A 24,350-nucleotide genomic window follows, 5' to 3' on the forward strand; every position below is an offset into this window, starting at 1 on the left:
TTGCAGAAACCGAAGGAGACGGCGCCAAGGCGCCTGGAAAGGCTTACCGCCTTTCCTGAATGCGGGGCTAAACCTTATAGCCCCGCATAATCCTTCGGTTTTCATAATCAACCCGCAGCAGCACCGCCACCGCGATCAAATTCATCAACATCGCCGAGCCGCCGAAGGACATCAGCGGCAAGGTCAAACCCTTGGTCGGCAGCAGGCCCATATTCACCCCGATGTTGAAAAACACCTGGATGCCGAGCCAGATGCCCAGACCCTGCGCCACCAGCGACTGGTAATAGCGCTCCAGCTTTTTCGACTCCACGCCGATGTGGAAGGCGCGCCGCACAATCCAGGCGTACAGACCCACCACCACGCAAATGCCGGCAAAACCGAACTCTTCCGAAATCACCGCCATGATGAAGTCGGTATGCGCCTCCGGCAGGTAAAACAGCTTCTCTATGCTGCCGCCCAAGCCGACGCCGAACCACTCGCCGCGACCGATGGCGATCAAGGAGTGCGACAACTGATAGCCCTTGCCGTACGGGTCGTCCCACGGGTCCATGAAACCCAGCACCCGCTTCAAGCGATACGGCGAGGAGATGATCAGCACCACGATGGCGCCCACCGCCATCACCGCCAGCCCGCTGAAGATGCGCATATTGATGCCGCCAAGGAAAAGCAGGCCCATCGCGATGCTCATCACCACCATCAGCGCGCCGAAGTCCGGCTCGCGCAGCAGCAGGAAGGCCACCACCACCATGGCGGCGAACATCGGCGCGAAGCCTTCTTTCAGGCTGTGCAGCAGATGGCTCTTGCGCACGGTGTAATCCGCCGCGTACAGCACGGTGGCGAACTTCATCACTTCTGACGGCTGCAGGTTCAACACAAACAAGTTGATCCACCGCCGCGAGCCGTTGACCATCTTGCCGATGCCGGGAATCAGCACCAGCACCAGCAACACCAGCCCAATCAGGAAAATCTTGCCGGAGTACTTCTGCCAGAACGCCGTCGGAATCTGGAAGGCGATATAGGCCGCGCTCAGCCCTATCGTCATGAAGATCATGTGGCGGATCAGGTAGAAGTAACGGTTGTGCGTGGCCGCGTCGGCCTCGGCGTAGGCGATGGACGCCGAGTACACCATCACCAGGCTGATCGACAACAGCAGGGCCAGCGCCCAGGACAGCGCTTCGTCGAACGGCTTGATGGCGGCGTAGCGCCGGGCTCCGTGCACGATCATGGCCGCGTCGCCTCGGTTTGCCGCGCCTTCAGTTCGCGCACGGTGTCGATGAACACCTGGGCGCGATGCGCGTAGTTGCGGAACATGTCCAGGCTGGCGCAAGCCGGCGACAGCAGCACCACATCGCCGGGCCGCGCCAGCTCAGCCGCGCGGCGGGTGGCTTCTTCCAGGGTCGCGCAGTCGTGCAGCGGAAGACCGGAGTCCGCCAGCGCGGCGCGAATCTTGCCGGCGTCGCGGCCAATCAACAGCACGGCGCGGGCGATGCGGCGGCAGGCCGGCGCCAGCGGCGCGAAGTCCTGTCCCTTGCCGTCTCCGCCGGCGATCAACACCACCGGACGGGTCATGCCGTTCAGGGCCGCCTCGGTGGCGCCGACATTGGTGCCCTTGGAATCATCGATAAACGCAACCGAACCGATTTCGTCCACCAACTCGACGCGATGTTCCAGACCCTGAAAGGTTTTCAGCCCTTGCAGCAGCGCCGCGCGCGGCGCGCCCACGGCTTCGCACAAAGCCAGCGCGGCCAGCGCGTTGGCGGCGTTGTGCAGGCCTTGCAGACGCATTTCGGCGCAATCGAAGGCCCGCTCTCCGTCCAGGCTCAGCCAGTAGCGGCCGTCATCCTGCTGCAACGCGAATGCGGCATTCTCTGTCAGCGAAAACCATTTGACCACGCGGCCGGGCCGCGCCATCGCGCGCACCAGCGCATCGTCTCGGTTCAGCACTTGAACGCCGCCGCCGCGGAACACCCGGGTCTTGGTATGGGCGTAGTCCAGCAGATCGTCGTAGCGGTCCAGGTGGTCTTCGGAAATGTTCAGCACCGTGGCGGCATCGGCCTCCAGCGTAAGTGTGGACTCCAGTTGAAAGCTGGATAGCTCCAGCACCCACACGTCCGGGCGCTTGCCGCTTTGTTCGCGTTCCAGTTGCGCTTCCAGCACCGCCAGGCCGATATTGCCGGCCACTACCGCGTCCAGGCCGGCGGCGGCGCACAAATGGCCCGCCAGGCTGGTGACGGTGCTCTTGCCGTTGGAGCCCGTGATGGCGATCACCTTGCTGCCGTCGCCGCGAATCGCCCGCGCCAGCACTTCGATATCGCCTATCACCTCGCCGCCGGCTTGGCGGAAGGCGGCAACGACCGGGTTCTTCAGCGGCACGCCCGGACTCAGCACCAGCAAGTCGGCGTCGGCGAAGGTCTGTTCGTTGAAGTCGCCGCCGCGCACTTCCGCCTGCGGCAGGAAGGCGCGCAGTTCGGCCACGCGCTCGGCCGACGGTTTTGCGTCGGCCACGCTCACGCGCGCGCCGTGCGCGGCCAGGTAGCGCGCGGCCGCCAGGCCCGAGCCCCCCAAGCCCACTACCACGACGTGACGATTCGCGTAATCCATGTTCTTCCTCAACGCAGCTTGATGGTGGACAGGCCGGCCAACACCAGCATCATGGTGATGATCCAGAAACGCACCACCACTTGCGTTTCCTTCCAGCCTTTCAATTCATAGTGGTGATGCAGTGGGGCCATGCGGAACACCCGTTTGCCGGTGAGCTTGAACGAAGCCACCTGAATCATCACGGACAGCGCTTCCACCACGAACAGGCCGCCCATGATCAGCAATACAATCTCCTGGCGCACAATCACGGCCACGGTGCCCAGCGCCGCGCCCAGGGCCAGCGCGCCCACATCGCCCATGAACACCTGGGCCGGATAGGCGTTGAACCATAAAAAACCCAAACAGGCGCCGCACATCGCGGCGCAGAACACCACCACCTCGTGCGCGCCGGGAATGAAGGGCAGGCCCAGATATTTGGAAAACACCGCGTGGCCGGCAACGTAGGCGAAGATGGACAGCCCGGCCGCCACCAGCACGGTGGGCAAGGCCGCCAGACCATCCAGGCCATCGGTCAGATTCACCGCGTTGGAGGTGCCGACGATGACGAAGTAGGTGAGCACGCAAAAACCGATGGCGCCCAACGGGTAGGCGACGGTCTTGACGAAGGGCACGATCAGCTCGGTGGACGCCGGCAGCTTGGCGGTGGCGATCAGGAACACGCCGGCGCCGATGGCGATGGCGGACTGCCAAGCCATCTTGAACTTGGCGGACACGCCTTTCGGGTCCTTGTACACCACCTTGCGCCAGTCGTCGTAAAAACCCAGCGCGCCGGTGCCGAACATGACAGCCAACAGCAGCCACACGTATTTGTTCGACAGGTCGGCCCACAGCAGCGTGGTCAGACCGATGGCCAGCAGGATCAGCGAACCGCCCATGGTCGGAGTCCCCGCCTTGATCAGATGGGTCTGCGGGCCGTCGTTGCGCACCGCCTGGCCCACTTTGAGTTCGGTCAACTTGCGGATCACCCACGGTCCCAGCAGCAGCGAGATCGCCAGCGCGGTCAGCGCCGCCATCACCGCGCGCAGCGTGATGTAGTTGAAGACGTTGAAGGCCCGGATGTGGGAGCCCAGCAGTTCAGCCAGCCAGAGCAGCACGTTATTGTTCCTCTCTTAATTGTTGCATCAGGTGTTCCACCACCCGTTCCATGCGCATGAAGCGCGACCCCTTGACCAGAACGGAGGCACCCGACGGCAACTGCCGGTCGAGGAACTCGTACAACTCGTCAATCGAATCAAAATGTTTGCCGCCCGCGCCGCAGGCGACGGCGGCGTGACGCGAGGCTTCACCCAAGGTCAGCAGCAGATCGATGCCGCGCGCCTGGGCGTACTCGCCCACTTCCGCGTGCAGCGCATCGGCGGCTTCGCCCAATTCGCCGATGTCGCCCATCACGAAGCAGCGCGGCGCAGGCAAGCGCGTCAGCACGTCGATTCCGGCCTTCATCGAGTCCGGGTTGGCGTTGTAACTGTCGTCGATCACGCTCAAGCCGCGCGGACTTTGCTTGAGCTGCAAACGGCCCTTGGCCCCGCCGAAGGCCGCCAAACCGGTGGCGATGCCATCCAACGGCACGCCGGCGGCCAGGGCCAGGCTGGCGGCGGCCAGCGCGTTGCGCACATTGTGTTCGCCCGGCGCCGGCAGTTCTATCCGCCGCTCGCCGTCGGCGCAACGCAGGGTGAAACGGCTGCTGAGCGCGCCCAGCTCGATGTCGGCGGCGTGAACATCAGCCTCGGCGTTCAGACCGAAGACGATCTGACGATGGCCGTCCGCCGCGCGGCGGAACAGCGCCAGATTGGCATCGTCGACATTCAGTACCGCCACGCCGTCGGCGTCCAGACCTTCGAAGATTTCCGCCTTGGCGCGCGCCACCTCCTCGGTGGAGCCGAAATAACCGAAGTGAGCGCGCATCGCGTTATTGACCAGCGCGATGCGCGGCCGGGCCAGGCCGGTCAGGTAGCGCAGCTCGCCATGATGGTTCATGCCCATTTCCAGCACCGCGTAGCGATGCGCCGGCGTCAGTTGAAGCAGGGTCAGCGGCAGGCCGATATCGTTGTTGAAATTGCCGGCGGTAGCCAGCACCGCGTCGGCCCCGGCATGGCGACGCAGAATCGCCGCCAGCATTTCCTTGACCGTGGTCTTGCCGTTGGAGCCGGTGACGCCAATGCGCAGCGCCGGCAGGCGGAGCGCCCAGCCGGAGGCCAGCCGGCCCAGGGCCAGGCGGGTGTCCTCTACCTGGATCAGGCTCGCGCCGGGCAAGTCAAAATCCGCGCGCACCAGCGCGGCCGCGCCCTTGGCGACAACCTCGGCGACAAAGTCGTGGGCGTCGAAGCGTTCGCCCTTCAAGGCGACGAACAGATCGCCGGGACCGGCCTCGCGGCTATCGGTCACTACGCGCAGGATGTCGCCGTCCGGGCCGCTCAAAGCGCCCCGGGCCAGTTCGGCGGCCTGCAGCAGCGTCATCATGCGCGTTCCCCCCAAGCGGTCAGCGCCTCTTCCGCCACGCGGAAGTCGGAGAACGGCCGTTTGACGCCGGCGATGTCCTGGTATTCCTCATGGCCCTTGCCGGCCACCAGCACCACGTCGCCGGCGCGCGCCTGGCCCACCGCCCAGTGGATGGCCGCTTCGCGGTCTACCTCAACGTGAGTGCGCGCGGCGTCCATGCCGGCCAACACGTCGCGCAGAATGGCTTGCGGGTCTTCAGTGCGCGGGTTGTCGCTGGTCAGCACCGCCACGTCGGCGATTTTCTCGGCGATGGCGCCCATCATCGGGCGCTTGCCCGGATCGCGGTCGCCGCCGCAGCCGAACACGCAGAACAGGCGGCCGCCTTCCGGGCGAATCTCGGCCAAGGTGGACAAGGCTTTTTCCAGCGCGTCCGGAGTGTGGGCGTAGTCGATCACCACTAGCGGTTCGTGCGCGCCGCCCACGCTCTGCATGCGGCCTCGCGCCGGCTGGATGCGCGCCATCACCGCGGCGGCGTCGCGCAGGCTGACGCCGTTGACGCACAAGGTGGCCAGACAGGCCAGCAGATTAGCGGCGTTGAAGCGTCCCACCAAGCCGGTGCGCACATCGGCGATGCCCCAGGGGGTGGTCACCGTCAGTTGCAGGCCGTCCAGCGTCGCGGCCAGCGCCAGCGGACGCACATCGCCCTGCTCCAGGCCGTAAGTCACCACTTGGGTCTGGGCCGGATCGATTTCGGCGGCCAATTGCCTGCCGAATTCATCGTCGGCGTTGATCACCGCGTGTTTCAGGCCTTCCCAGAAAAACAGCTTCTTCTTGGATTCGCCGTAGGCTTCCATCGAACCGTGATAGTCCAGATGATCGCGAGTCAGATTGGTCAGCACCGCCGTGGCGAAGTCCACGCCGTTGACGCGGCTTTGATCCAGGCTGTGGCTGGATACCTCCATCGTCACCACATGCGCGCCCTGACGGCGGTATTCAGCCAGTTTCTGCTGAATGGTCACCGGGTCCGGCGTGGTGTGGGTGGTTTCGGTCAGTTCGCCGTAAAAACCATTGCCTACGGTGCCGATCAGCGCCGCCTTCTGGCCCAGCAGCGAAAAAGCCTGCGCCAGCCAATGGGAAATAGAAGTCTTGCCGTTGGTGCCGGTGATGCCGATTACGCGCAGCGCGCGGCTGGGGTAACCGTAGACCTCGGCCGCCAGCATGCCGATGCGGTCGCGCAGATGCGGCACCGGCAGATTGGGCGCTTGCCACAGCGGGTTCCAGGCGAAGCCGCCGGCATCGTCCCACAACACCGCGGCCGCGCCTTTCGCCAACGCCGCCTGGATGTAGTCGCGGCCGTCGGAATGCAGGCCGGGGCACGCCAGGAACACATCGCCGGGCAGCACGCGGCGGCTGTCGGTCTCCACCCGCTTGACGGGCAGTCCCAACTGCTTGATGTCGGCCGGATTCCAATCCGGCATGGGGGTCAAACGGCTTTTCATGATTTGATCAAAAATCCACCGGCACCGGGGTGGATTCCGGTAATAAAGTGTTGTTGGAGGGCTCGTCCGGCTGCACGTTCAGCACTCGCAGCGCGCCGCCGGCGATCTGCGAGAACACCGGCGCAGCCACCGCGCCGCCGTAATATTTGCCCGCGGAGGGCTCGTCTATCATGACCGACACAATCACGCGCGGCGATTTGCCCGGCGCGAAGCCCATGAACAGCGCGCGGTGCTTGTTGGCCACGTAAGTGCGGCCTTCCAGCTTGCGCGCGGTGCCGCTTTTGCCGCCGATGCTGTAACCGATGATGCGGCCGCCTACGGCGCCGCCGCCCGGCTGGCTGTTGGCGACCAGCAGGTCGCGCATTTCATGCGCGGTCTTTTCCGCCAGCACGCGCTTGCCCGGCATCGGCGTATTGGTCTTGTACAGCGAGATAGGCAACATCACGCCGTCGTTGGCGAACACGGTGTAGGCGCGCGCCATCTGGATCAGGCTGACCGAGATGCCGTAGCCGAAGGACATCGTCGCCTGCTCGATGGGCCGCCAGTTGTGCCAGTCGCGCAGCCGGCCGCCGGCTTCGCCGGGAAAACCGGTTTCCGGCGCGCGGCCAAAGCCCAGCGCGTCGTAATGCTTCCACGATTGTTCCGGCGAGCTCATCAGCGCCAGCTTGCTGGTACCGACGTTGGACGATTTCTGAATGATGCCCAGGATGTCCAGGCTGGGGCGCGGCGCCACGTCGCGAATGGTGGCCGGGCCTATCATGTAAGTGTGAGTGTCCAATACCGTGTTGAGGCCGGCCTTGCCGTTTTCCAGCGCCAGCGAGATCGACAGCGGCTTCATCGTCGAACCCGGTTCGAACAAATCGATCACGCCGCGGTTGCGCATCATTTCCGGCGTTACGCCGCTGCGGTTATTGGGGTTGAACGACGGATAATTCGCCAGCGCCAACAACTCGCCGGTATGAGCGTCCAGCACCACCACGCTGCCCGCCTTGGCCTTGTTAAGCTCCACAGCCGCCTTCAGCTCGCGGTAAGCCAAATACTGGATGCGGTGATCCACCGCCAACGCCAGCTTCTGGCCGTCTCGCGGCGGCTCGATGGCGGCGACGTCTTCAATGATGTGGCCGCGGCGATCCTTCAGCACCACGCGGCGGCCATCCTTGCCCGCCAGCATCTTCTCGCGCGCCAGTTCCACGCCTTCCTGGCCTTTGCCGTCCACGCCGGTGAAGCCGATGATGTGGGACACAATCTCGCCGGCCGGGTAGAAACGGCGGAATTCCTGCTGCTTGGCGATGCCGGGCACGCCCAGCGCCATCACTTTGTCGGCCAGCTCCGGGCTGATCTGGCGCTTGATGTAAACAAACTCTTTCTTGCGGTCGGACAGTTTGGCCGACAACTCTTCCGGCGACAGATCCAGCATCGCGGCCAGTTCGCGCAGCTTGGCCGGCGGCACCGGCTCCATGTCCGCGGGGCTGGCCCAAATCGTCTGCACCGGCGAGCTGATCGCCAGCGGCTCGCCGTTGCGATCGGTGATCACGCCTCGGTTGGCTTCCAGCGTCATTGCGCGGCGGAAGCGAGCCTCGCCCTGGTTTTGCAGAAAATCCTGCTGCATCACTTGCAGGTAAACCGCGCGGCCGATCAGCGCCAGGAACAGCAGCGCCAGCATCAGCAGCACGAAACGCACGCGGCCCGGCTTCATGCGCAGCGCGGGGCTGGCGTCCGGGATGCGTTGCTGGTGGCGCGGTGAGTAAGTGCGCATCACATCCCCTTTCCAGGTGAAACCACCTGGATCTGACGCGGATCCGGGGTATGCATGTCGAGGCGGCTGGACGCGGCTTTCTCAATCACCGCGTGCGCGCCCCAGGTGCTCTGCTCCAGCTGCAGCTGTCCGAACTCGATCTCCAGCTGCTGCGCGGATTTGCGTTCTTTCTGCAAATCGCTGTAGAGCTTGCGCGACACATGGGTCGAGGTGACCACCGACCAGGCGGACAGCACCACGATGACCAGCAGTATCGCGTTGAGCTTGTTCATGCGTCGATCTCCCGCCACGGCGCTGCGGTGCGTTCAGCCACGCGCATGATGGCGCTGCGGGAGCGCGCATTGGCGCGCACCTCTTCATCGCCCGCGCGCACCGGCTTGCCCACGGTGGACATCGGCGGCTGCGCCATGTCGGAAGCGCGCACCATCGCCCAAGCCGGCAGCTTTTCCTCGCTGCTGGCTTCGCGCAGGTATTGCTTGACGATGCGGTCTTCCAGCGAATGGAAGCTGATCACCGCCAGACGGCCGTTTTCCGCCAGACGGCGCGCCGCCTGCGGCAGCACCGCCTTGAGTTCGTCCAGCTCGCGGTTCACAAAGATCCGGATCGCTTGGAAGGTACGCGTTGCGGGGTCCTGACCCGGTTCCCGAGTACGGACGTTTTGCCCAACGAGCACGGCGAGCTCACGCGTGGTCTGGAGGGGGGCGTCAGCCCTTTGCGCAACAATGGCTGCTGCGATCTTGCGAGCAAACCGCTCTTCACCATAAGTCTTGATGACCTCTCTGATATCGGCCTCGTCTGCCGTCGCCAACCATTCGGCCGCGGTGATGCCGCGGGTGGTATCCATACGCATGTCCAGGGGCGCGTCGAAACGGAAACTGAAACCGCGCCGCCCGTCGTCGATCTGCGGCGAGGACACGCCCAGATCCATCAACACGCCATCCACCTGAGGCACGCCCAGGCGGTCCAGTTCCTGCCCCAGCGCTTCAAAACCGTTGTGCACGATCTGAAAGCGCGGGTCTTCCTCCGCCAGCCGCGTGGCCACGGCGATGGCTTCGGGATCCTTGTCGAAGGCGATCAGGCGGCCTTGCGGCCCCAGTCGCGACAGGATCAAGCGGCTGTGGCCACCTCGACCGAAAGTGCAATCGACGTAGGTGCCATCCGGCCGGATGGCAAGCGCGTCGACCGCTTCGGTCAAGAGCACCGTCAGGTGCACGAAAGGGGTGGTGCTCACAGCGTAAAGTCTCCAAGGTGTTGGGCCAGATCGGTTTGATCGATGGCCAGGGCGTCAGCGGTCTGACTGTCCCATTCCTCGGCATTCCACAGCTCGAAGCGGTTGCCCATGCCCACCAGCGCGACGTCTTTGTCGAGTCCGGTGAGATCGCGCAAGCGCGCGGGCAACAGAATGCGTCCGGCACTGTCCATTTCCAGGGTTTCCGCGTGGCCGAGCACGAGGCGCTGGTAACGTTTCAGAGTGGGATTGCCGGTGGGAAGGGCTAACAGGCGGGCTTCGACCGGACGCCAGTTGGGTTCGGGGTAGATCAGCAAGTGGTCTTGGGATTCAAGGGTGACGATCAGTTTGTGCCCGAAAGCGGACAGCAGTGTCTCGCGGTGTTTAGCCGGAATAGCCAAACGCCCCTTGCTATCGAGAGACAAGATGCTGACGCCACCAATCATGATTTCGAGCCCGCTGACCGAATAAACCTAAGGGGCCGTCGCCCCCTGGGACAAATGCCCCACTTTCACCCACTTCGCCCCACTTTCCGCCACTATAAGAAAGAACTTCCCCACGGTCAACATCGAGAAGTTCTAATTCACCTTTTGAGACAATGACTTAGCGGATAGCGCAAAAAGCGGATTCCTTGTCAAATCAGAGGCTTAAAAACATCAGTCAAAGTGAGCTGTTAACACTCGAACTATTCCCGAAACACCACACCTCGAGCCTGGGAATATTTCCAAGGACAGTCCAATGCAAGACCACTTTCCGCGCCGCAACACAAAAACAGGACGGCGGCGCCACATTCGGCGCCGCCGTCCCGGAGTTCCGCCGGATTAGGCCAGCTTCTGTCGCAGAATATCCTGCACCTGGGCCGGATTGGCCTTGCCCTTGGAAGCCTTCATCACCTGACCGGCCAAGGCGTTGAGCGCCTTTTCCTTGCCGGCGCGGAATTCTTCCACCGCCTTGGGATTGGCGGCGATCGCGTCTTCCACCATCTTCTCGATGGCGCCGACGTCGGACACCTGCTTCAGGCCGTCGCGCTCGATGATGTCGTCGGCGGAGAGTTCGCTGTCCCACAAGGCGTCGAACACCTGCTTGGCCAGCTTGCTGGACAGGGTGTTGTCGGCGATGCGCGCGATCAGGCCGGACAGACGCTCGGCCGAAATCGGGCAATCGGCGATCTCCTTGCCGTCGCGGTTCAGCCGCGCGGCGATCTCGCCATTGATCCAGTTGGCGGCCAGCTTGCCCTGACCGGAGGCCTTGGCCGCGGCTTCGAAGTACTGAGCCAAGGCCAGGCTGGAAGTCAGCAGCGCCGCGTCGTAGGCGGACACGCCGTAAGCCTCGGCCAGACGGACTTGCATCGCCGCCGGCAGCTCCGGCATCTCGCCGCGGATGCGGGCGATCTGCTCGTCGGAAATGCGCACCGGCAGCAGGTCCGGGTCCGGGAAGTAGCGGTAATCGTGCGCGTCTTCCTTGCTGCGCATCATCCGGGTTTCGCCGGTGTCCGGATCGAATAGCACGGTGGCCTGCTGCACCTTGCCGCCGTCTTCCAGGGTGTCAATCTGCCACTGGATCTCGTACTTGGCGGCCTGCTCCAGGAAGCGGAAGGAGTTGAGGTTCTTGATCTCGCGGCGGGTGCCGAATTCCTTCTGCCCCTCCGGGCGCACCGACACGTTGACGTCCATGCGGAAGCTGCCTTCCTGCATATTGCCGTCGCAGATGCCCAGCCAGGTCACCAGCGCGTACAGCGCCTTGACATAGGCCAACGCCTCGTCCACAGAGCGCATGTCCGGTTCGGACACCACCTCCAGCAGCGGCGTGCCGGCGCGGTTGAGGTCGATGCCGGACAGGCCATGGAAGTCTTCGTGCAGGCTCTTGCCGGCGTCCTCTTCCATATGGGCGCGAGTCACGCCTATCACCTTCTCTTGCTCGCCCACCAGGATTTTCAGCTGGCCGTGCTCAACAATAGGCAGGTCCATCTGGCTGATCTGGTAGCCCTTGGGGAGGTCCGGATAGAAGTAGTTCTTGCGCGCGAACACGTTTTTCTGGTTGATCTTGGCGTTCAGCGCCAAGCCCAGGCGGATGGCCTTGTCCACCGCGGCCTTGTTCAGCACCGGCAACACGCCGGGGAAGGCCAGTTCCACCGCGGAGGCCTGAGTGTTCGGCTCGGCGCCGAAGGCGGTGCTGGAGCCGGAGAAAATCTTGGAGACGGTATTGAGCTGCACATGCACCTCGATACCGATGACGACTTCCCATTTCATGGTCGGAAAATCCTTTTTGATGCCAGGACGGAGCTAAAACGCCGCCCTCGTAAACGTAAACTTAGCCGGCCTGCGAGCGGCGCTTGAAGACAAGGCGCGCGCAGGCAGTACATTTAAGTGCGGCAAGCGCGCCCAACGTCGTATTCGCGTTGCGCAGCGGCGGGCTTCACAGCACCGGCGCGCGGCTATGCCAATCGGTGGCCAACTGGAACTGATGCGCGACATTCAACATCTTGGCTTCGCCGAAGTAATTGCCGATGATCTGCAAGCCGATAGGGCGGCCATTGGCGCTGAAGCCGGCTGGCACGCTCATGCCCGGCAGACCGGCCAGGTTCACCGACAGCGTGTAGATGTCGGACAGATACATCTGCACCGGATCGTCGTTCATCGCGCCGATGTCGAAGGCCGCGGTCGGCGCCACCGGCCCCAGGATCACGTCGCACTGCTCGAAGGCGGCCTTGAAATCGTTGGCGATCAGACGGCGGATCTTCTGGGCCTTGAGGTAATAGGCGTCGTAATAGCCGTGCGACAGCACATAGCTGCCCACCAGGATGCGGCGCTTGACCTCGCTGCCGAACCCTTCGGCGCGGGTCTTCTCGTACATGTCCACCAGGTCCTTGTACTCTGCGGCGCGATGGCCGTAGCGCACGCCGTCGTAGCGCGACAAATTGGTGGAGGCCTCGGCCGGCGCGATCACGTAGTAGGCCGGAATGGACAGCTCGGTATTGGGCAGGCTGATTTCCACCACCTGCGCGCCCTGCTTCTTCAACACCGCCACCGCCTCGTCCACGGCGCGCGCCACGTCGGCGCTCAGGCCGGCGGCGAAGTATTCGCGCGGCAGGCCCACTTTGAGGCCGGCCAGCGGCTGATTCAGATCGCGGGCGTAGTCTTCGCGGGCGCGCTCCAGGCTGGTGGAATCGCGCAGGTCGAAGCCGGCCATCACGTTCAACATCAACGCGCAGTCCTCGGCGGTCTGCGCGATCGGGCCGCCCTGGTCCAGCGAGGAGGCGTAGGCCACCATGCCGTATCGGGACACCACGCCGTAAGTCGGCTTGATGCCGGTAACGCCGCAATGGGAAGCCGGCTGGCGGATGGAGCCGCCGGTGTCGGTGGCGGTGGCCACCGGCGTCAGCCGCGCGGCCACCGCAGCGGCGGAACCGCCGGAACTGCCGCCCGGCACCGCCTTCTGGTCCCAGGGGTTTTTCACGGCGCCGTAGAAGGAGTTCTCGTTGGACGAACCCATCGCGAACTCGTCCATATTGGCGCGCCCCAGCGTCACCAGACCGGCGGCCTGGCATTGCTCAACCACGTGAGCGCTGTACGGCGACACGAAGTTGTCCAGCATCTTGGAGCCGCAGCTGGTTCTCCAGCCCTGCTGACAGAACAGATCTTTGTGGATGATGGGCACGCCGGTCAGCGCATGGGCGTCGCCGGCGGCGATGCGCGCGTCGGCGGCCGCGGCCTCGGCCAGAGTCTTGGCCCGGTCGACGGTGACCAGCGCGTTGAGCGCCGGGTTCAGCGCCTCGATCCGATCCAGATATTGGGTGGCCAGCTCAACGCTGGAGACTTCCTTGGCCGCCAGCTGCCGCGACAGTTGCTTTAAAGTAGACTGTGTCATTTCAAATGGAATCTTTAGCTATCCGGGAATGGCGCCGCCGTCCTTTCAGACAGCGACCGGCGCCGGCCTCCCGCGCGGGAGGGAACCTAAACCGGCGCAGGCAATCAGAGCATCACTCGATGACCTTGGGAACCAGGAACAAGCCCTTTTCCACTTGCGGGGCCACGGCCTGGAAAGCTTCGCGCTGATTGGTTTCGGTAACGATATCTTCGCGCAAACGCAAAGAGACATCCTGCGGATGGGCCATCGGCTCGATGCCGTCGGTGTTCACCGCTTGCATCTGTTCGATCAGGCCAAAAATATTATTGAGTTGCTTGCTTGTCGCGGCAATTTCCGCTTCATTGACATTGATGCGGGCAAGCTTGGCAATTCGTGCGACATCCTGATGCGTCAGCGACATGGTGTCCTCGTTCAAAACCTTTAATATTTCAAGCGTTATAGGGTATCATAGCCCGCTTGATTCTCCCAAGATCGACATCACGCCACGGCGTTATTTCGGCAGCGCTTTCACCACGCGGCCGACAGGCGGCAAGCCGCCGCGCCGGGGCCGGATCGTGCAGGCCTCATCAACCCGACACAGCGTCGGAAAATGATGCGCAAGGCCAGCCGGGCGAAGCCGCTTAGCCGGTGTCGCCCAGTGGGCGCCAAGCGTCGTTTTGCCACGCGGCGGGTAGACTCGGGTCGTACGAGTAGACAACAAACAACAGATTAAACGCGGACGCGACGGCGCGTCCGCCACATGACGAAAACTGACCAGGATCGCCCAATGTTTCGTTCGCTGACCGGATACTTCTCCAACGACCTCGCCATTGACCTTGGCACAGCCAACACCCTCATCTACATGCGCGCCAAAGGCATCGTGCTGGACGAGCCCTCTGTTGTCGCCATTCACAGCGACGCGCCCACCAACAAGAAATCCATCCTGGCCGTGGGCCTGGAAGCCAAGCGCATGCTGGGCCGCACCCCGGGCAGCATCCAGGCGATCCGCCCGATGAAGGACGGCGTGATCGCCGACTTCACCGTCACCGAACAGATGCTCAAGCAGTTCATCAAGAAGGTGAACCCCAACCGCTTCTTCGCCGCCAGCCCCCGCATCGTGATCTGCGTGCCCTGCGGCTCCACCCAGGTGGAGCGCAAGGCGATCCGCGACTCGGCGCTGGCCGCCGGCGCGCGCCGCGTGGAACTGATCGAAGAGCCGATGGCGGCCGCCATCGGCGCCGGCCTGCCGGTTGAGGAACCCACCGGTTCCATGGTGGTGGACATCGGCGGCGGCACCACCGAGGTCGGCGTGATCTCGCTGGGCGGCGTGGTGTATTCCAACTCCGTCCGCGTGGGCGGCGACAAGTTCGACGAAGCCATCATCAACTACATCCGCCGCAACTACGGCATGCTGATCGGCGAAACCACCGCCGAGGAAATCAAGAAGACCATCGGCTCCGCCTTCCCGGGCGCCGAAGTCCGCGAAATGGAAGTCAAGGGCCGCAACCTGGCCGAAGGCATTCCGCGCGCCTTCACCGTGTCGTCCAACGAAATCCTGGAAGCGCTGACCGAGCCGCTGAATCAGATCGTGTCCGCGGTGAAGATCGCGCTGGAACAAACTCCACCGGAACTGGGCGCCGACATCGCCGACAAGGGCATGGTGCTGACCGGCGGCGGCGCGCTGCTGAAAGACATCGACCGCCTGCTGGCCGAAGAAACCGGCCTGCCGGTGTTCGTGGCCGAAGAACCGCTGACCTGCGTGGTGCGCGGCTCCGGCAAGGCGCTGGAGAAAATGGACAAGATTGGCACTATTTTCACCAACGTCCCTTAAACCGGAACGGCCGACGCCCGCCTGAGCCCGGCTCCTGCGGCGGCGGTCGCTCGTAACGCAAGCGATGATGGCGGGCGCGCGGCAAGCGCGCCCGTTTTTGAAGCACAGCGCCCCGTGTCAAGGGGCGAGGTCTGAGCCGATGGACTTTGCCAACACCCCCAGCTTTTTTCGCTCCGGGCCGCCGCCCGGCGCGCGCTTGGCCATGGCCGTGGCCGCCTCGGTGGCGCTCCTGGTCGGCGACAGCTATTTCGGCCTGATGGAACAGGCGCGCGAAGCCACTTCGCTGGCGCTCTACCCCGTACAGCGCGCAGTGAACATGCCCGCGCAGGCGATGCGCCACGTCAGCGACTTTCTCAGCTCCCAAACTGAACTGAAACAGGAAAACACCGCCTTGCGCGTGCGCCAGCTGGAAATGTCGGCGCAACTGTCGCGGCTGCAAACCCTGCAACGGGAACTGGACGAAGTGCGCAAGCTAAACGGCATCAAGTCCAGCTATCACCAACAGGCGCAGATGGCCGAAACGCTGTATACCGGCCGCGATCCGTTTTCCTACAAAATCATCATCGACAAAGGCAGCGACGCCAACCTGAAGGCCGGCCAGCCGGTCGTGGACGCCACCGGCCTGCTAGGCCAAGTCACCCGGGTGCAGCCGCTGACCGCGGAAGTCACTCTGGTCATAGACAAGAACCAGATGGTGCCGGTCATGGTGGCCCGCACCGGCCAGCGCGCCATCCTGTACGGCTACGGCGGCGGCGTGGAAATCCGCTATCTGCCGCAAAGCGCCGACATCAAGGACGGCGATCACATCGTCACCTCCGGCGTGGACGGCGTTTATCCCGCCGGCATCCCGGTGGCCCGCGTGACCCGGGTGGAGCGAAACCAAGGCGCCACCTTCGCACGCATCGCCACCTCGCCCCTGGCCGGCGTGCAGCAAACCCGCTACATGCTGGTGCTGGGCGAAAAGCAGGCGCCGCCGCGCCCGCCGGAACCGGCCCCCATCGTCAAAAAGAGCAGGGGCGGCAAGAAAGCCGCCGCCGAGGAGTAAGCCCCGATGACGTTCGAGCGCCCCAAGGAACTGCTCAAACCGGTGAAGCGCCGCTTCATCCTGTTCACCTTCATCTTCGCCGTCCTGATCGAACTGATCCCGCTGCCGCACGGCAGCACGCGCTGGCTGCCGGACTTCATCGGCATGCTGATCCTGTACTGGGTGATCAACCAGCCGCGCCGGGTCAATATCGGCACCGCATTCTTGCTGGGCCTGGTGGCCGACATTTCCACCGCCGGCCTGTTCGGCCAACACGCGCTGGCCTATTCAATCACCGCTTACCTGGCGCTCGCGCGCCAGCGCCAGGTGGTGATGTTCAACCTGGGCCAGCAAACGCTGGTGGTGCTGGGCCTGTTGCTGACCAACCAGATCATCATGGTGGTGGTGCGCATGCTCACCGGCTCCGCCTTCGTCGGCTGGGGTTACTTCCTGCCGCCCTTGATCGGCGCCCTGCTATGGCCGTTGCTGACCAAGCTGATGCTGATGCCCTACCGCCACAACGCGGTGTAGCGCCGCGGACCGTCCATGCCTCAACCCACCCGTTTCAAGAACCCGCAGGCCGAAGATAGCCAGTTCCAGCTGCGCTTGATCGTCGCTTACGCGTTGATCGTGCTGATGTTTCTGGTATTGCTCACGCGTTTCATCTGGCTGCAAGTGCTGCAGCACGAACACTTTTCCACGCTGGCTCAGAACAACCGCATTTCGCTGGTGCCCATCCTGCCCAACCGCGGCCTGATTCTGGACCGCAACGGCGTGGTGCTGGCGCAGAACTACTCCGCCTACACGCTGGAGCTGACGCCCAGCAAGATACCGGACCTGGCCGCCACCGAGGCCGAGCTGCGCAAGCTGGTGGAGATCACCCCGCGTGACGAGCGCCAGTTCAAACGCCTGCTGATTGAAAGCAAAAACTTCGAATCCATCCCGCTGAAAACCAAACTCAGCGAAGAAGAAGCCGCTCGGGTCGCCGCCCAGGCCTGGCGCTTCCCTGGCGTGGAAGTCAAGGCGCGGCTGTTCCGCGACTATCCGTTCAAAGAAATGACCAGCCATGTGCTCGGTTATATCGGCCGCATCAACCAGCGCGACAAGGAAAGGTTGGAAGAAGAAGAAAAAACCGCCAATTACAAAGGCTCCAATTACATTGGCAAGACGGGCCTGGAGGCGGTGTACGAGGACGATCTGCACGGCAAGGTCGGCTTCGAGGAAGTGGAAACCGATTCCGGAGGACGCGCGGTGCGTTCGCTGCGGCGCACGCCGCCGGTCAACGGCAACACCCTGAAACTAGCGCTGGATATTCGGCTGCAGGAGATGGCGGACAAGCTCTTCGGCAACCGCCGCGGCGCGCTGGTGGCGATAGAGCCGTCCACCGGCGGCGTGCTCGCCTTCCTGTCCAAGCCGGGCTTCGATCCCAATCTATTCATCGACGGCATCGACACCCAGACTTGGACCAACCTGAACAACGACTGGCAGAAACCGATGATCAACCGCGCGCTGCGCGGCACCTACCCGCCCGGTTCCACCTTCAAGCCCTTCATGGCGATGGCCGCGCTGGAAAACCACGCCATCGGCATGCGCGACATCCGTCCCGCGCCGGGCTATTTCACCCTGCCCGGCTCCAGCCACCAGTTCCGCGACAGCAAGAAAGCCGGCAACGGCATGATCAATCTGCAGCGCGCGATCGAAGTCTCCAGCGACACCTTCTTTTACAAGCTGGCCTGGGACATGGGCATAGACAAGATCCACCCGGCGCTGGCGCAGTTCGGCCTGGGCAGCAAGAGCGGCATCGACCTGGACGGCGAGTCCATCGGCGTGCTGCCATCCAAGGAATGGAAAGCGCGCCGCTTTGCCCGCTACAAGGAAGAATTCCGCCGCTGGTATCCGGCCGATGTGGTCAGCATCGGCATTGGACAGGGTTTCAACGCCTACACTCCGCTGCAAATGGCCAACGCCACCGCCATCATGGCCAACGACGGCCAAGTGTTCAAACCGCACTTGGTGCAGCAGGTGGTGGATACCCGCAGCGGCAAAGCGCGCATCATTGAACCGATGCCCACCCGCCAGGTTCCGTTTAAACCGGAAAACTTCGAATACGTGAAGCGCGGCATGGAGGGCGTGATGACGCGCGGCACCGGCGCGCGGCTGGGCGTGGGCCTGCAGTACTCGATGGCGGGCAAGACCGGCACCGCCCAAGTCGTGCAAATCAAGCAGGGCGCCAAGTACAACGCCTCCGCCCTGGCCGAGCAATACCGCGACCACAGTTGGTTCATCGCCTTCGCCCCGGTGGACAAGCCCCGCATCGCCGTGGCGGTGATCGTGGAGAACGCCGGCTTCGGCGCCGCCGCCGCCGCGCCCATCGTGCGCGCGCTGTTCGATTACTACTTGCTGGGCAAGGTGCCGAAAGACATCGAAGGCACGCTGAAGACCATGCCCACCGACACCGCCAACGACAATGCAGACCTCTCTAATTAAACGCGTCTGGCAACAGATCCAAGAACCGCTGGACGGCTGGCTGATGCTGTTCCTGGGCATGATCTTCGTGGTCAGCATGGTGCTGCTGTACTCGGCCAACAACCAGTCCTTCGACAAGATAGACAACAAACTGATCTACACCAGCCTGTCGCTGATCATCATGTGGATCATCGCCCGCATGCGGCCGCAAAGCATCATGAACTTCGCGCCGCCCATCTACGGGCTGGGCGTGCTGCTGCTGCTGGCCGTCCACTTCAAGGGCGTCACCGTCAACGGCTCCACCCGCTGGCTGGAGCTGGGCATTACCCGCATCCAGCCGTCCGAAATCATGAAGATCGCGTTGCCGATGATGCTGGCCTGGTTCTTCCAGAAATACGAACTATCAATGCGCTGGTGGCACTACCTAGTGGCCGCCTTGCTGATGGCCGTGCCCAGCGCGCTGGTGCTGAAGCAGCCGGATCTGGGCACCACGCTGCTGATCGCCGCCGCCGGCCTGTTCGTGCTGTTCTTCGCCGGCCTGCCGTGGAAGGTGATCTTCGCCGGCATCGGCCTGGGCGCCGCCAGCCTGCCCATCGTCTGGAACCTGCTGCACGACTACCAGCGCCGCCGGGTGCTGACCATGATAGACCCCACCACCGACCCCTTGGGCGACGGCTACCACATCATCCAGTCCATGATCGCCATCGGCTCCGGCGGCCCCTGGGGCAAGGGCTGGCTCAACGGCACTCAGACCCACCTCGATTACATCCCGGAGCGGACCACGGACTTCATCTTCGCCGTGTACTCAGAGGAGTTCGGCCTGGCCGGCAATGTGCTTCTGCTGGTGCTCTATCTGCTGGTGCTCAGTCGCGCGATGATGATCACCGCCAGCGCGCAAACACTGTACGGCCGACTGATGGCCGGCTCCATCACGATGTCCTTCTTCGTCTATGCCTTCGTCAACATGGGCATGGTGTCCGGCATCCTGCCCGTGGTGGGCGTGCCGCTGCCCTTCATGTCCTACGGCGGCACCGCCACCGTCACCCTGTTCGTCGGCATGGGCATGCTGATGAGCATCAGCAATCTGAAACGCTGAGAACCTTTCCTTTCCAAACCCCGCGGCGGGAACCAATTCCCCGCCGCGCCGGCCTATTCTGTCTGCACGCGACTGACGTCATGCCAGAAATGCTTCCGGCTTGACGAAAGCAAGCAAAATCGCAAGCCTATAGAATTCCGGCGCCGCCGCGCGCCGCCGCCCTCATCTACGCAGAGGAAACGCCAACGCATGCGCATCAAGACCCTGAGCCTGCTGCTCGCCCTGTCCCTGGGCCACGCCCTGCCGGCCATCGCCGCCGAACCCGTCTCCGCCAGCCAAAGCCAGCTGCAAGCCTACACCAGCGTGGAAGGCATCACCGAATACCGGTTGCCCAACGGCCTGCGGGTCCTGCTGGCCCCGGACGCCTCCAAGCCCACCACCACCGTCAACATCACCTATCTGGTGGGCAGCCGCCACGAAAGCTACGGCGAAACCGGCATGGCCCATTTGCTGGAGCACATGCTGTTCAAGGGCACGCCCACCAGCGGCAACCTGATGCAGGAACTGGGCAAGCGCGGCATGCAGTTCAACGGCACCACCTTCCTGGATCGCACCAACTACTACGAAACCTTCCCGGCCAACGACGACAACCTTCGCTGGGCGCTGGAGATGGAAGCAGACCGCATGGTCAACAGCAAGATCGCCAGAAGCGATCTGGACACCGAGTTCTCGGTGGTGCGCAATGAAATGGAAATGGGGGAGAATAATCCCCGCCGCGTGCTGTGGAAGCAGATGACCGCGGTCAGCTACGACTGGCACAACTACGGCCACAACACCATAGGCGCGCGCACGGACGTGGAAAAAGTCCGCATCGACAATCTGCAGGCCTTCTACCGCAAGTACTACCAGCCGGACAATGCGGTACTGATGATCAGCGGCAAGTTCGACCCGGCGGCGACGCTGGACGTCGTCCGGCAGACATTCGGCAAAATCGCCAAGCCGCAGCGCCAACTGACGCCAACCTGGACCGAGGAACCGCAGCGCGACGGCGCGCGCGAACTGACGGTGGAGCGCGTCGGCGACACCCAACTGGCCGCGGTGCTGTACCCGATCTCCGCCGGCAGCCACCCGGACGCGGCGGCCATCCTCGTCCTGGCCGACATCCTGGCCAGCACCCCCAACGGCCGGCTGTACCAGGCGCTGGTGGGCGGCAAGAAAGCCGTCGGCGTCGAGGCCTGGCCGTTCGCGCTGGCAGAACCCGGCTACATCATTTTTTGGGCAGAGTTGAACAAGGGCCAGAAACTGGCCGATACGCGCCAGGCCATGCTCGCCGCCATCGAGGGCTTCAAGAACAAGCCGGTGACCGAAGCCGAACTCAAGCGCGCCAAGGCCAGCCTGCTCAACGATATCGACAAGACCCTTAACGACCCGCAGCAGCTGGCGGTGGAAATGTCCGAGGCTATCGCCAAGGGAGATTGGCGGCTATTCTTCCTGACACGCGACCGCATCGAGGCGCTAAGCGCCAAAGACGTGGAACGGGCCGCAGAGAACTACTTCAAGCCGTCCAACCGCACCTACGGCCAGTTCGTGCCCACCGCCAAACCGGACCGCAGCGTGATCCCGGCCACGCCGGACGTGGCCAAGCTGGTGGACGGCTACAAGGGCCGCGCAGCAATCAGCCAGGGCGAGGCCTTCGATCCCAGCCCAGCCAACATCGACGCCCGCACCGTGAAAACGACGCTCGCCAACGGCGCCAAACTGGCCTTGCTGGCCAAGAAAACCCGCGGAGAAACCGTTAACGGCAGCTTCAGCCTCGCCTTCGGCGACGAGAAAAGCCTGTTCGGACTCGGCGCCGTGCCCAGCCTCGCCGCCGACATGCTGGAACGCGGCAGCGGCAAGCTCAGCCGCGCCGAAATCAGCAATCGCCTGGACCAATTGAAAGCCAAGCTCAGCATCTCCGGCTCCGGTCAAGAGGTGAACGTGGACTTTGAAACCACCCGCACGCATCTGCCGGCCTTGCTGGACCTGATCGCCGACCTGCTAAAACAGCCCAGTTTCCCGGAACGGGAGTTCGAACTGCTGCGCAAGGAGGGGCTGACCGCCATCGACGCCCAACGCAACGAGCCGCAGGCCATGGCCACCCAGGCTGTTGGCCAGGCGCTCAACATCTATCGCAAGGGCGATCTGCGCTACCGTCCGACGCTGGACGAGGCCGCAGCCGAATTGAAAACCGCCAAGCTGGACGATCTCAAGCGCTTCCACCGCCAGTTCTACGGCGCCAACCACGCCCGCTTCGCCCTCGTCGGCGACTTCGACGCCAAAGCCGCGCAAAGCCAGCTGCAAAAGCTGTTCGGCGGCTGGAATAGCCCCGTGACGTACAGCCGCGCGCCCAGCTTGCTGCCGCCGGCCAAGCCGGGCCAACAACAACTGCAGGCCAAGGACAAAGCCAACGCCTTCTACCTGGCCACCGCGCCATTGGCGATGCGGGACAGCGACGCCGACTACCCGGCAATGCTGGTCGCCAACAAGATCCTGGGCGGCGGCGTCAAATCACGGCTGCTGGATCGCCTGCGCCAAAAGGACGGCATCAGCTACTACGCCGGCAGCCAGTTCAAGGCAGGCAGCTTCGAACCGGTGGCCAGCCTGAGCCTGGTGGCCATTTACGCGCCGCAGAATCTGGAAAAATTGAAACAGGGGGTGACGGAGGAGTTGACGCGCTTCATCCGCGACGGCGTCAACGCCACCGAGCTGGCCGACGCCAAGAAGGCGCTGCAACAGGAAAGGGAAATCGCCCGCGCTCAGGACGGCGCACTGAGCGGCGCGCTGGACGGCCAGTTGCAAATCGGCCGCGGCATGGAGTTCAACGCCAAGGTGGATGCCGCCATCGCCGCGCTGACGGTGGAGCAGGTCAACGCCGCGCTGCGCAAACACATCAACCCGGCCCAACTGCTCCAGGTCTACGCCGGCGACTTCAAGCGCCCCTGATCCAGCCTTGCGCCGGCTGGCCTCAGCTGTTCTGCGGGGGCTAGTCGGCGTCTATCATAGGCGGCTCCGCCTCGCCCGCGGCAGCGTCCGCCGGCTGGTCCGGCAGCGGACGGCCGTCGCGGCCGAACAGGCGCAACTGACGCGGCAGGTCGTGCTCGTCCGCCAGCTTGACGCCGACGCCCACCAAGCGCACCGGCCGCCGGCCCCGCTCGAACCCCACCCGCAACAACTCTCCAAAACGCGCCGGCGACAACTGTCCGCCGGCGTGCTCCACCGTGGTCTGGCTGAAATCGTCGAACTTGAGCTTGACCGACAAGCCTTTGAACGCGGGGTTGCCGCTGCGCGCGATGCGCGCGCTCAGCCGGTCTATCAGTTCCGGCAGCTTGGACAGACAGGCGGCGGCGTCGGGCAGGTCCACCGCGTAGGTCTCCTCAACGCTGATCGATTTGCGGCTGCGGTCAGTGGACACCGGCCGCGGGTCCACTCCACGCGCCAACTCGTAGAGGCGCTCGCCGAAACGGCCGAAGTGGCGCAGCAGATCGGCCAGCTCCCAGGCCAGCATGTCGCCGCAACGCCTGATGCCCAATTCGTTCAGCCGCTGCGCGGTGACCCGGCCCACGCCGTGTATCTTCTCCACCGGCAAGGCGGCGACGAAGCCGGCCACATCCTGTGGTCGGATCAGGAATTGCCCGTCCGGCTTATTCCAATCACTGGCCACCTTGGCCAGGAATTTATTAGGCGCGATGCCGGCCGAGGCGGTGATGCCCACCTCCTCGCGAATCTGACGACGGATCGCCTCCGCCATTCGCGTGGCGCTGCCCTGCTCGTGCGACTGTCCAGTCACATCCAGATAGGCCTCGTCCAGCGACAAGGGCTCAATCAAGGGCGTGTAGCGCTCGTAGATGCGCATGATCTGCTGGCTGGCCTCGCGATAGCGCGCCATGTCAGGCGGCAAGATCAACAAATCGGGACACAAGCGCAGCGCGCGCGCGGACGACATCGCCGAGCGCACGCCGTAGCGTCGCGCGATGTAATTGCAGGTGGCGATGACGCCGCGGCTTTCCGGCCGGCCGCCCACCGCCAGCGGCAAGGGACGCAAGGCGGGATCGTCGCGCATCTCGATCGCGGCGTAGAAACAATCGCAATCGACGTGGATGATCTTGCGCAGCGGCTCGCTCATGGCGATAGCCGAATCAGGAAACGGCGCCGTCGCTATGACCCAGCGAACGCTGCGGCGCCACCCGGTCGCGCACCCGCTGCTTCAGCAGCTTAATGTCGGGAAAGCCACCGTCGGCCTTGCGGTCCCACAACAGCTCTCCGTCCAGCTCCACGCGGAACACGCCGCCGCTGCCGGGCCGCAAGGCTACTTCAGCCAATTCCTTCTCGAAGGTGGTCAGCAGCTCCTGCGCCATCCAGGCGGCGCGCAGCAGCCAGCGGCATCCGGTGCAGTACTCAATGCTCAGGCGCGGAGTTTTGGCGGGGGAAATAGAGGAAGTCATGCGGGGAAAAGCAGTCGGCAACAAGATGGCTGACAGCATACATCATGGAAGGGGAAAGGAACTGCCGGCGTCCCTGGATTTTGTTGTGTGCGGGCGCAAGCGCCCGCTCCTCCATCGTTTCTCTCTTTGTGCAGACTTGGCGT

At 63.9% G+C, this 24,350-nt stretch carries 20 protein-coding genes; 6 read left to right on the top strand and 14 right to left on the bottom strand.

Annotated elements, in window-relative coordinates:
* Positions 1 to 67: 67 nt before the first annotated feature.
* The 12 genes from ftsW to gatC form a co-directional block, all read right to left on the bottom strand.
* Positions 68 to 1,225 (bottom strand): putative lipid II flippase FtsW, encoded by a 1,158-nt coding sequence (gene ftsW, locus DXT74_RS01250; protein ID WP_052370435.1) that lies wholly within the window; start codon positions 1,223 to 1,225, stop codon positions 68 to 70.
* Entirely contained in the window at positions 1,222 to 2,601 is a 1,380-nt protein-coding gene (gene murD / locus DXT74_RS01255) for a UDP-N-acetylmuramoyl-L-alanine--D-glutamate ligase (protein WP_194427126.1), read from the bottom strand. Before murD ends, ftsW begins: the two co-directional genes overlap by 4 nt.
* An 8-nt stretch (positions 2,602 to 2,609) precedes the next feature.
* Positions 2,610 to 3,695: a phospho-N-acetylmuramoyl-pentapeptide-transferase gene (gene mraY / locus DXT74_RS01260; protein WP_043635488.1), complete on the bottom strand. Its 1,086-nt coding sequence runs from the start codon at positions 3,693 to 3,695 to the stop codon at positions 2,610 to 2,612.
* A 1-nt stretch (position 3,696) separates the two neighbouring features.
* Entirely contained in the window at positions 3,697 to 5,058 is a 1,362-nt protein-coding gene (gene murF, locus DXT74_RS01265) for a UDP-N-acetylmuramoyl-tripeptide--D-alanyl-D-alanine ligase (RefSeq protein ID WP_194427127.1), read from the bottom strand.
* Complete coding sequence (locus DXT74_RS01270; RefSeq protein ID WP_043635481.1) at positions 5,055 to 6,536, bottom strand: UDP-N-acetylmuramoyl-L-alanyl-D-glutamate--2,6-diaminopimelate ligase; 1,482 nt, start codon at positions 6,534 to 6,536, stop codon at positions 5,055 to 5,057. The genes murF and DXT74_RS01270 overlap by 4 nt, the downstream gene beginning before the upstream one ends.
* 7 nt (positions 6,537 to 6,543) lie before the next feature.
* Positions 6,544 to 8,292 carry a penicillin-binding protein 2 gene (locus tag DXT74_RS01275; protein ID WP_043635478.1) on the bottom strand — a complete coding sequence of 583 codons (1,749 nt, stop codon included), beginning with the start codon at positions 8,290 to 8,292 and terminating at the stop codon, positions 6,544 to 6,546.
* On the bottom strand, positions 8,292 to 8,564 hold the full coding sequence (ftsL, locus tag DXT74_RS01280; protein ID WP_019102080.1) for a cell division protein FtsL: 273 nt from the start codon (positions 8,562 to 8,564) through the stop codon (positions 8,292 to 8,294). Before ftsL ends, DXT74_RS01275 begins: the two co-directional genes overlap by 1 nt.
* The gene (rsmH, locus tag DXT74_RS01285) at positions 8,561 to 9,523 is read right to left on the bottom strand and encodes a 16S rRNA (cytosine(1402)-N(4))-methyltransferase RsmH (RefSeq protein ID WP_194427128.1); all 963 of its coding nucleotides are present in this window, start codon (positions 9,521 to 9,523) and stop codon (positions 8,561 to 8,563) included. The genes ftsL and rsmH overlap by 4 nt, the downstream gene beginning before the upstream one ends.
* A complete protein-coding gene (gene mraZ / locus DXT74_RS01290) occupies positions 9,520 to 9,966 on the bottom strand; it encodes a division/cell wall cluster transcriptional repressor MraZ (RefSeq protein ID WP_043635472.1) in 447 nt (148 codons plus the stop codon). The genes rsmH and mraZ overlap by 4 nt, the downstream gene beginning before the upstream one ends.
* A gap of 375 nt (positions 9,967 to 10,341) precedes the next feature.
* Positions 10,342 to 11,769: an Asp-tRNA(Asn)/Glu-tRNA(Gln) amidotransferase subunit GatB gene (gatB, locus tag DXT74_RS01295; protein ID WP_194427129.1), complete on the bottom strand. Its 1,428-nt coding sequence runs from the start codon at positions 11,767 to 11,769 to the stop codon at positions 10,342 to 10,344.
* A gap of 166 nt (positions 11,770 to 11,935) precedes the next feature.
* A complete protein-coding gene (gatA, locus tag DXT74_RS01300) occupies positions 11,936 to 13,387 on the bottom strand; it encodes an Asp-tRNA(Asn)/Glu-tRNA(Gln) amidotransferase subunit GatA (RefSeq protein WP_194427130.1) in 1,452 nt (483 codons plus the stop codon).
* A gap of 112 nt (positions 13,388 to 13,499) precedes the next feature.
* Positions 13,500 to 13,787 (bottom strand): Asp-tRNA(Asn)/Glu-tRNA(Gln) amidotransferase subunit GatC, encoded by a 288-nt coding sequence (gene gatC, locus DXT74_RS01305; protein WP_043592439.1) that lies wholly within the window; start codon positions 13,785 to 13,787, stop codon positions 13,500 to 13,502.
* Between the two features lie 366 nt (positions 13,788 to 14,153).
* On the opposite strand from gatC, the gene DXT74_RS01310 reads away from it, so the two are divergent.
* The 6 genes from DXT74_RS01310 (at position 14,154) to DXT74_RS01335 (ending at position 22,708) form a co-directional block, all read left to right on the top strand.
* Complete coding sequence (locus DXT74_RS01310; RefSeq protein WP_043592385.1) at positions 14,154 to 15,197, top strand: rod shape-determining protein; 1,044 nt, start codon at positions 14,154 to 14,156, stop codon at positions 15,195 to 15,197.
* A gap of 139 nt (positions 15,198 to 15,336) precedes the next feature.
* Positions 15,337 to 16,242 carry a rod shape-determining protein MreC gene (gene mreC, locus DXT74_RS01315; RefSeq protein ID WP_043635462.1) on the top strand — a complete coding sequence of 302 codons (906 nt, stop codon included), beginning with the start codon at positions 15,337 to 15,339 and terminating at the stop codon, positions 16,240 to 16,242.
* A gap of 6 nt (positions 16,243 to 16,248) precedes the next feature.
* On the top strand, positions 16,249 to 16,752 hold the full coding sequence (mreD, locus tag DXT74_RS01320; RefSeq protein ID WP_019101651.1) for a rod shape-determining protein MreD: 504 nt from the start codon (positions 16,249 to 16,251) through the stop codon (positions 16,750 to 16,752).
* Positions 16,753 to 16,767: 15 nt separating this feature from the next.
* A complete protein-coding gene (mrdA, locus tag DXT74_RS01325) occupies positions 16,768 to 18,708 on the top strand; it encodes a penicillin-binding protein 2 (RefSeq protein WP_043635458.1) in 1,941 nt (646 codons plus the stop codon).
* On the top strand, positions 18,689 to 19,783 hold the full coding sequence (rodA, locus tag DXT74_RS01330) for a rod shape-determining protein RodA (RefSeq protein WP_043635455.1): 1,095 nt from the start codon (positions 18,689 to 18,691) through the stop codon (positions 19,781 to 19,783). Before mrdA ends, rodA begins: the two co-directional genes overlap by 20 nt.
* Positions 19,784 to 19,972: 189 nt before the next feature.
* Positions 19,973 to 22,708 carry a pitrilysin family protein gene (locus DXT74_RS01335; protein WP_194427131.1) on the top strand — a complete coding sequence of 912 codons (2,736 nt, stop codon included), beginning with the start codon at positions 19,973 to 19,975 and terminating at the stop codon, positions 22,706 to 22,708.
* 40 nt (positions 22,709 to 22,748) lie between these two features.
* On the opposite strand, the gene dinB is transcribed toward DXT74_RS01335, so the two are convergent.
* On the bottom strand, positions 22,749 to 23,888 hold the full coding sequence (gene dinB, locus DXT74_RS01340) for a DNA polymerase IV (protein WP_194427132.1): 1,140 nt from the start codon (positions 23,886 to 23,888) through the stop codon (positions 22,749 to 22,751).
* 13 nt (positions 23,889 to 23,901) lie between these two features.
* Positions 23,902 to 24,207, bottom strand: a complete 306-nt coding sequence (locus tag DXT74_RS01345; protein WP_043635691.1) for a SelT/SelW/SelH family protein — start codon at positions 24,205 to 24,207, stop codon at positions 23,902 to 23,904.
* Between the last annotated feature and the right edge of the window lie 143 nt (positions 24,208 to 24,350).

The sequence above is a fragment of the Chromobacterium sp. Rain0013 genome, assembly GCF_015291765.1.
GTDB lineage: Bacteria > Pseudomonadota > Gammaproteobacteria > Burkholderiales > Chromobacteriaceae > Chromobacterium > Chromobacterium haemolyticum.

What these genes read in the sequence shown, in the direction of transcription:
- ftsW (WP_052370435.1), bottom strand. Translation starts at nt 1,225, where the DNA reads ATGATCGTGCACGGAGCCCGGCGCTACGCCGCCATCAAGCCGTTCGAC.
- murD (WP_194427126.1), bottom strand. Translation starts at nt 2,601, where the DNA reads ATGGATTACGCGAATCGTCACGTCGTGGTAGTGGGCTTGGGGGGCTCG.
- murF (WP_194427127.1), bottom strand. Translation starts at nt 5,058, where the DNA reads ATGATGACGCTGCTGCAGGCCGCCGAACTGGCCCGGGGCGCTTTGAGC.
- DXT74_RS01270 (WP_043635481.1), bottom strand. Translation starts at nt 6,536, where the DNA reads ATGAAAAGCCGTTTGACCCCCATGCCGGATTGGAATCCGGCCGACATC.
- DXT74_RS01275 (WP_043635478.1), bottom strand. Translation starts at nt 8,292, where the DNA reads ATGCGCACTTACTCACCGCGCCACCAGCAACGCATCCCGGACGCCAGC.
- ftsL (WP_019102080.1), bottom strand. Translation starts at nt 8,564, where the DNA reads ATGAACAAGCTCAACGCGATACTGCTGGTCATCGTGGTGCTGTCCGCC.
- mraZ (WP_043635472.1), bottom strand. Translation starts at nt 9,966, where the DNA reads ATGATTGGTGGCGTCAGCATCTTGTCTCTCGATAGCAAGGGGCGTTTG.
- gatB (WP_194427129.1), bottom strand. Translation starts at nt 11,769, where the DNA reads ATGAAATGGGAAGTCGTCATCGGTATCGAGGTGCATGTGCAGCTCAAT.
- gatA (WP_194427130.1), bottom strand. Translation starts at nt 13,387, where the DNA reads ATGACACAGTCTACTTTAAAGCAACTGTCGCGGCAGCTGGCGGCCAAG.
- gatC (WP_043592439.1), bottom strand. Translation starts at nt 13,787, where the DNA reads ATGTCGCTGACGCATCAGGATGTCGCACGAATTGCCAAGCTTGCCCGC.
- DXT74_RS01310 (WP_043592385.1), top strand. Translation starts at nt 14,154, where the DNA reads ATGTTTCGTTCGCTGACCGGATACTTCTCCAACGACCTCGCCATTGAC.
- mreC (WP_043635462.1), top strand. Translation starts at nt 15,337, where the DNA reads ATGGACTTTGCCAACACCCCCAGCTTTTTTCGCTCCGGGCCGCCGCCC.
- mreD (WP_019101651.1), top strand. Translation starts at nt 16,249, where the DNA reads ATGACGTTCGAGCGCCCCAAGGAACTGCTCAAACCGGTGAAGCGCCGC.
- mrdA (WP_043635458.1), top strand. Translation starts at nt 16,768, where the DNA reads ATGCCTCAACCCACCCGTTTCAAGAACCCGCAGGCCGAAGATAGCCAG.
- rodA (WP_043635455.1), top strand. Translation starts at nt 18,689, where the DNA reads ATGCAGACCTCTCTAATTAAACGCGTCTGGCAACAGATCCAAGAACCG.
- DXT74_RS01335 (WP_194427131.1), top strand. Translation starts at nt 19,973, where the DNA reads ATGCGCATCAAGACCCTGAGCCTGCTGCTCGCCCTGTCCCTGGGCCAC.
- dinB (WP_194427132.1), bottom strand. Translation starts at nt 23,888, where the DNA reads ATGAGCGAGCCGCTGCGCAAGATCATCCACGTCGATTGCGATTGTTTC.
- DXT74_RS01345 (WP_043635691.1), bottom strand. Translation starts at nt 24,207, where the DNA reads ATGACTTCCTCTATTTCCCCCGCCAAAACTCCGCGCCTGAGCATTGAG.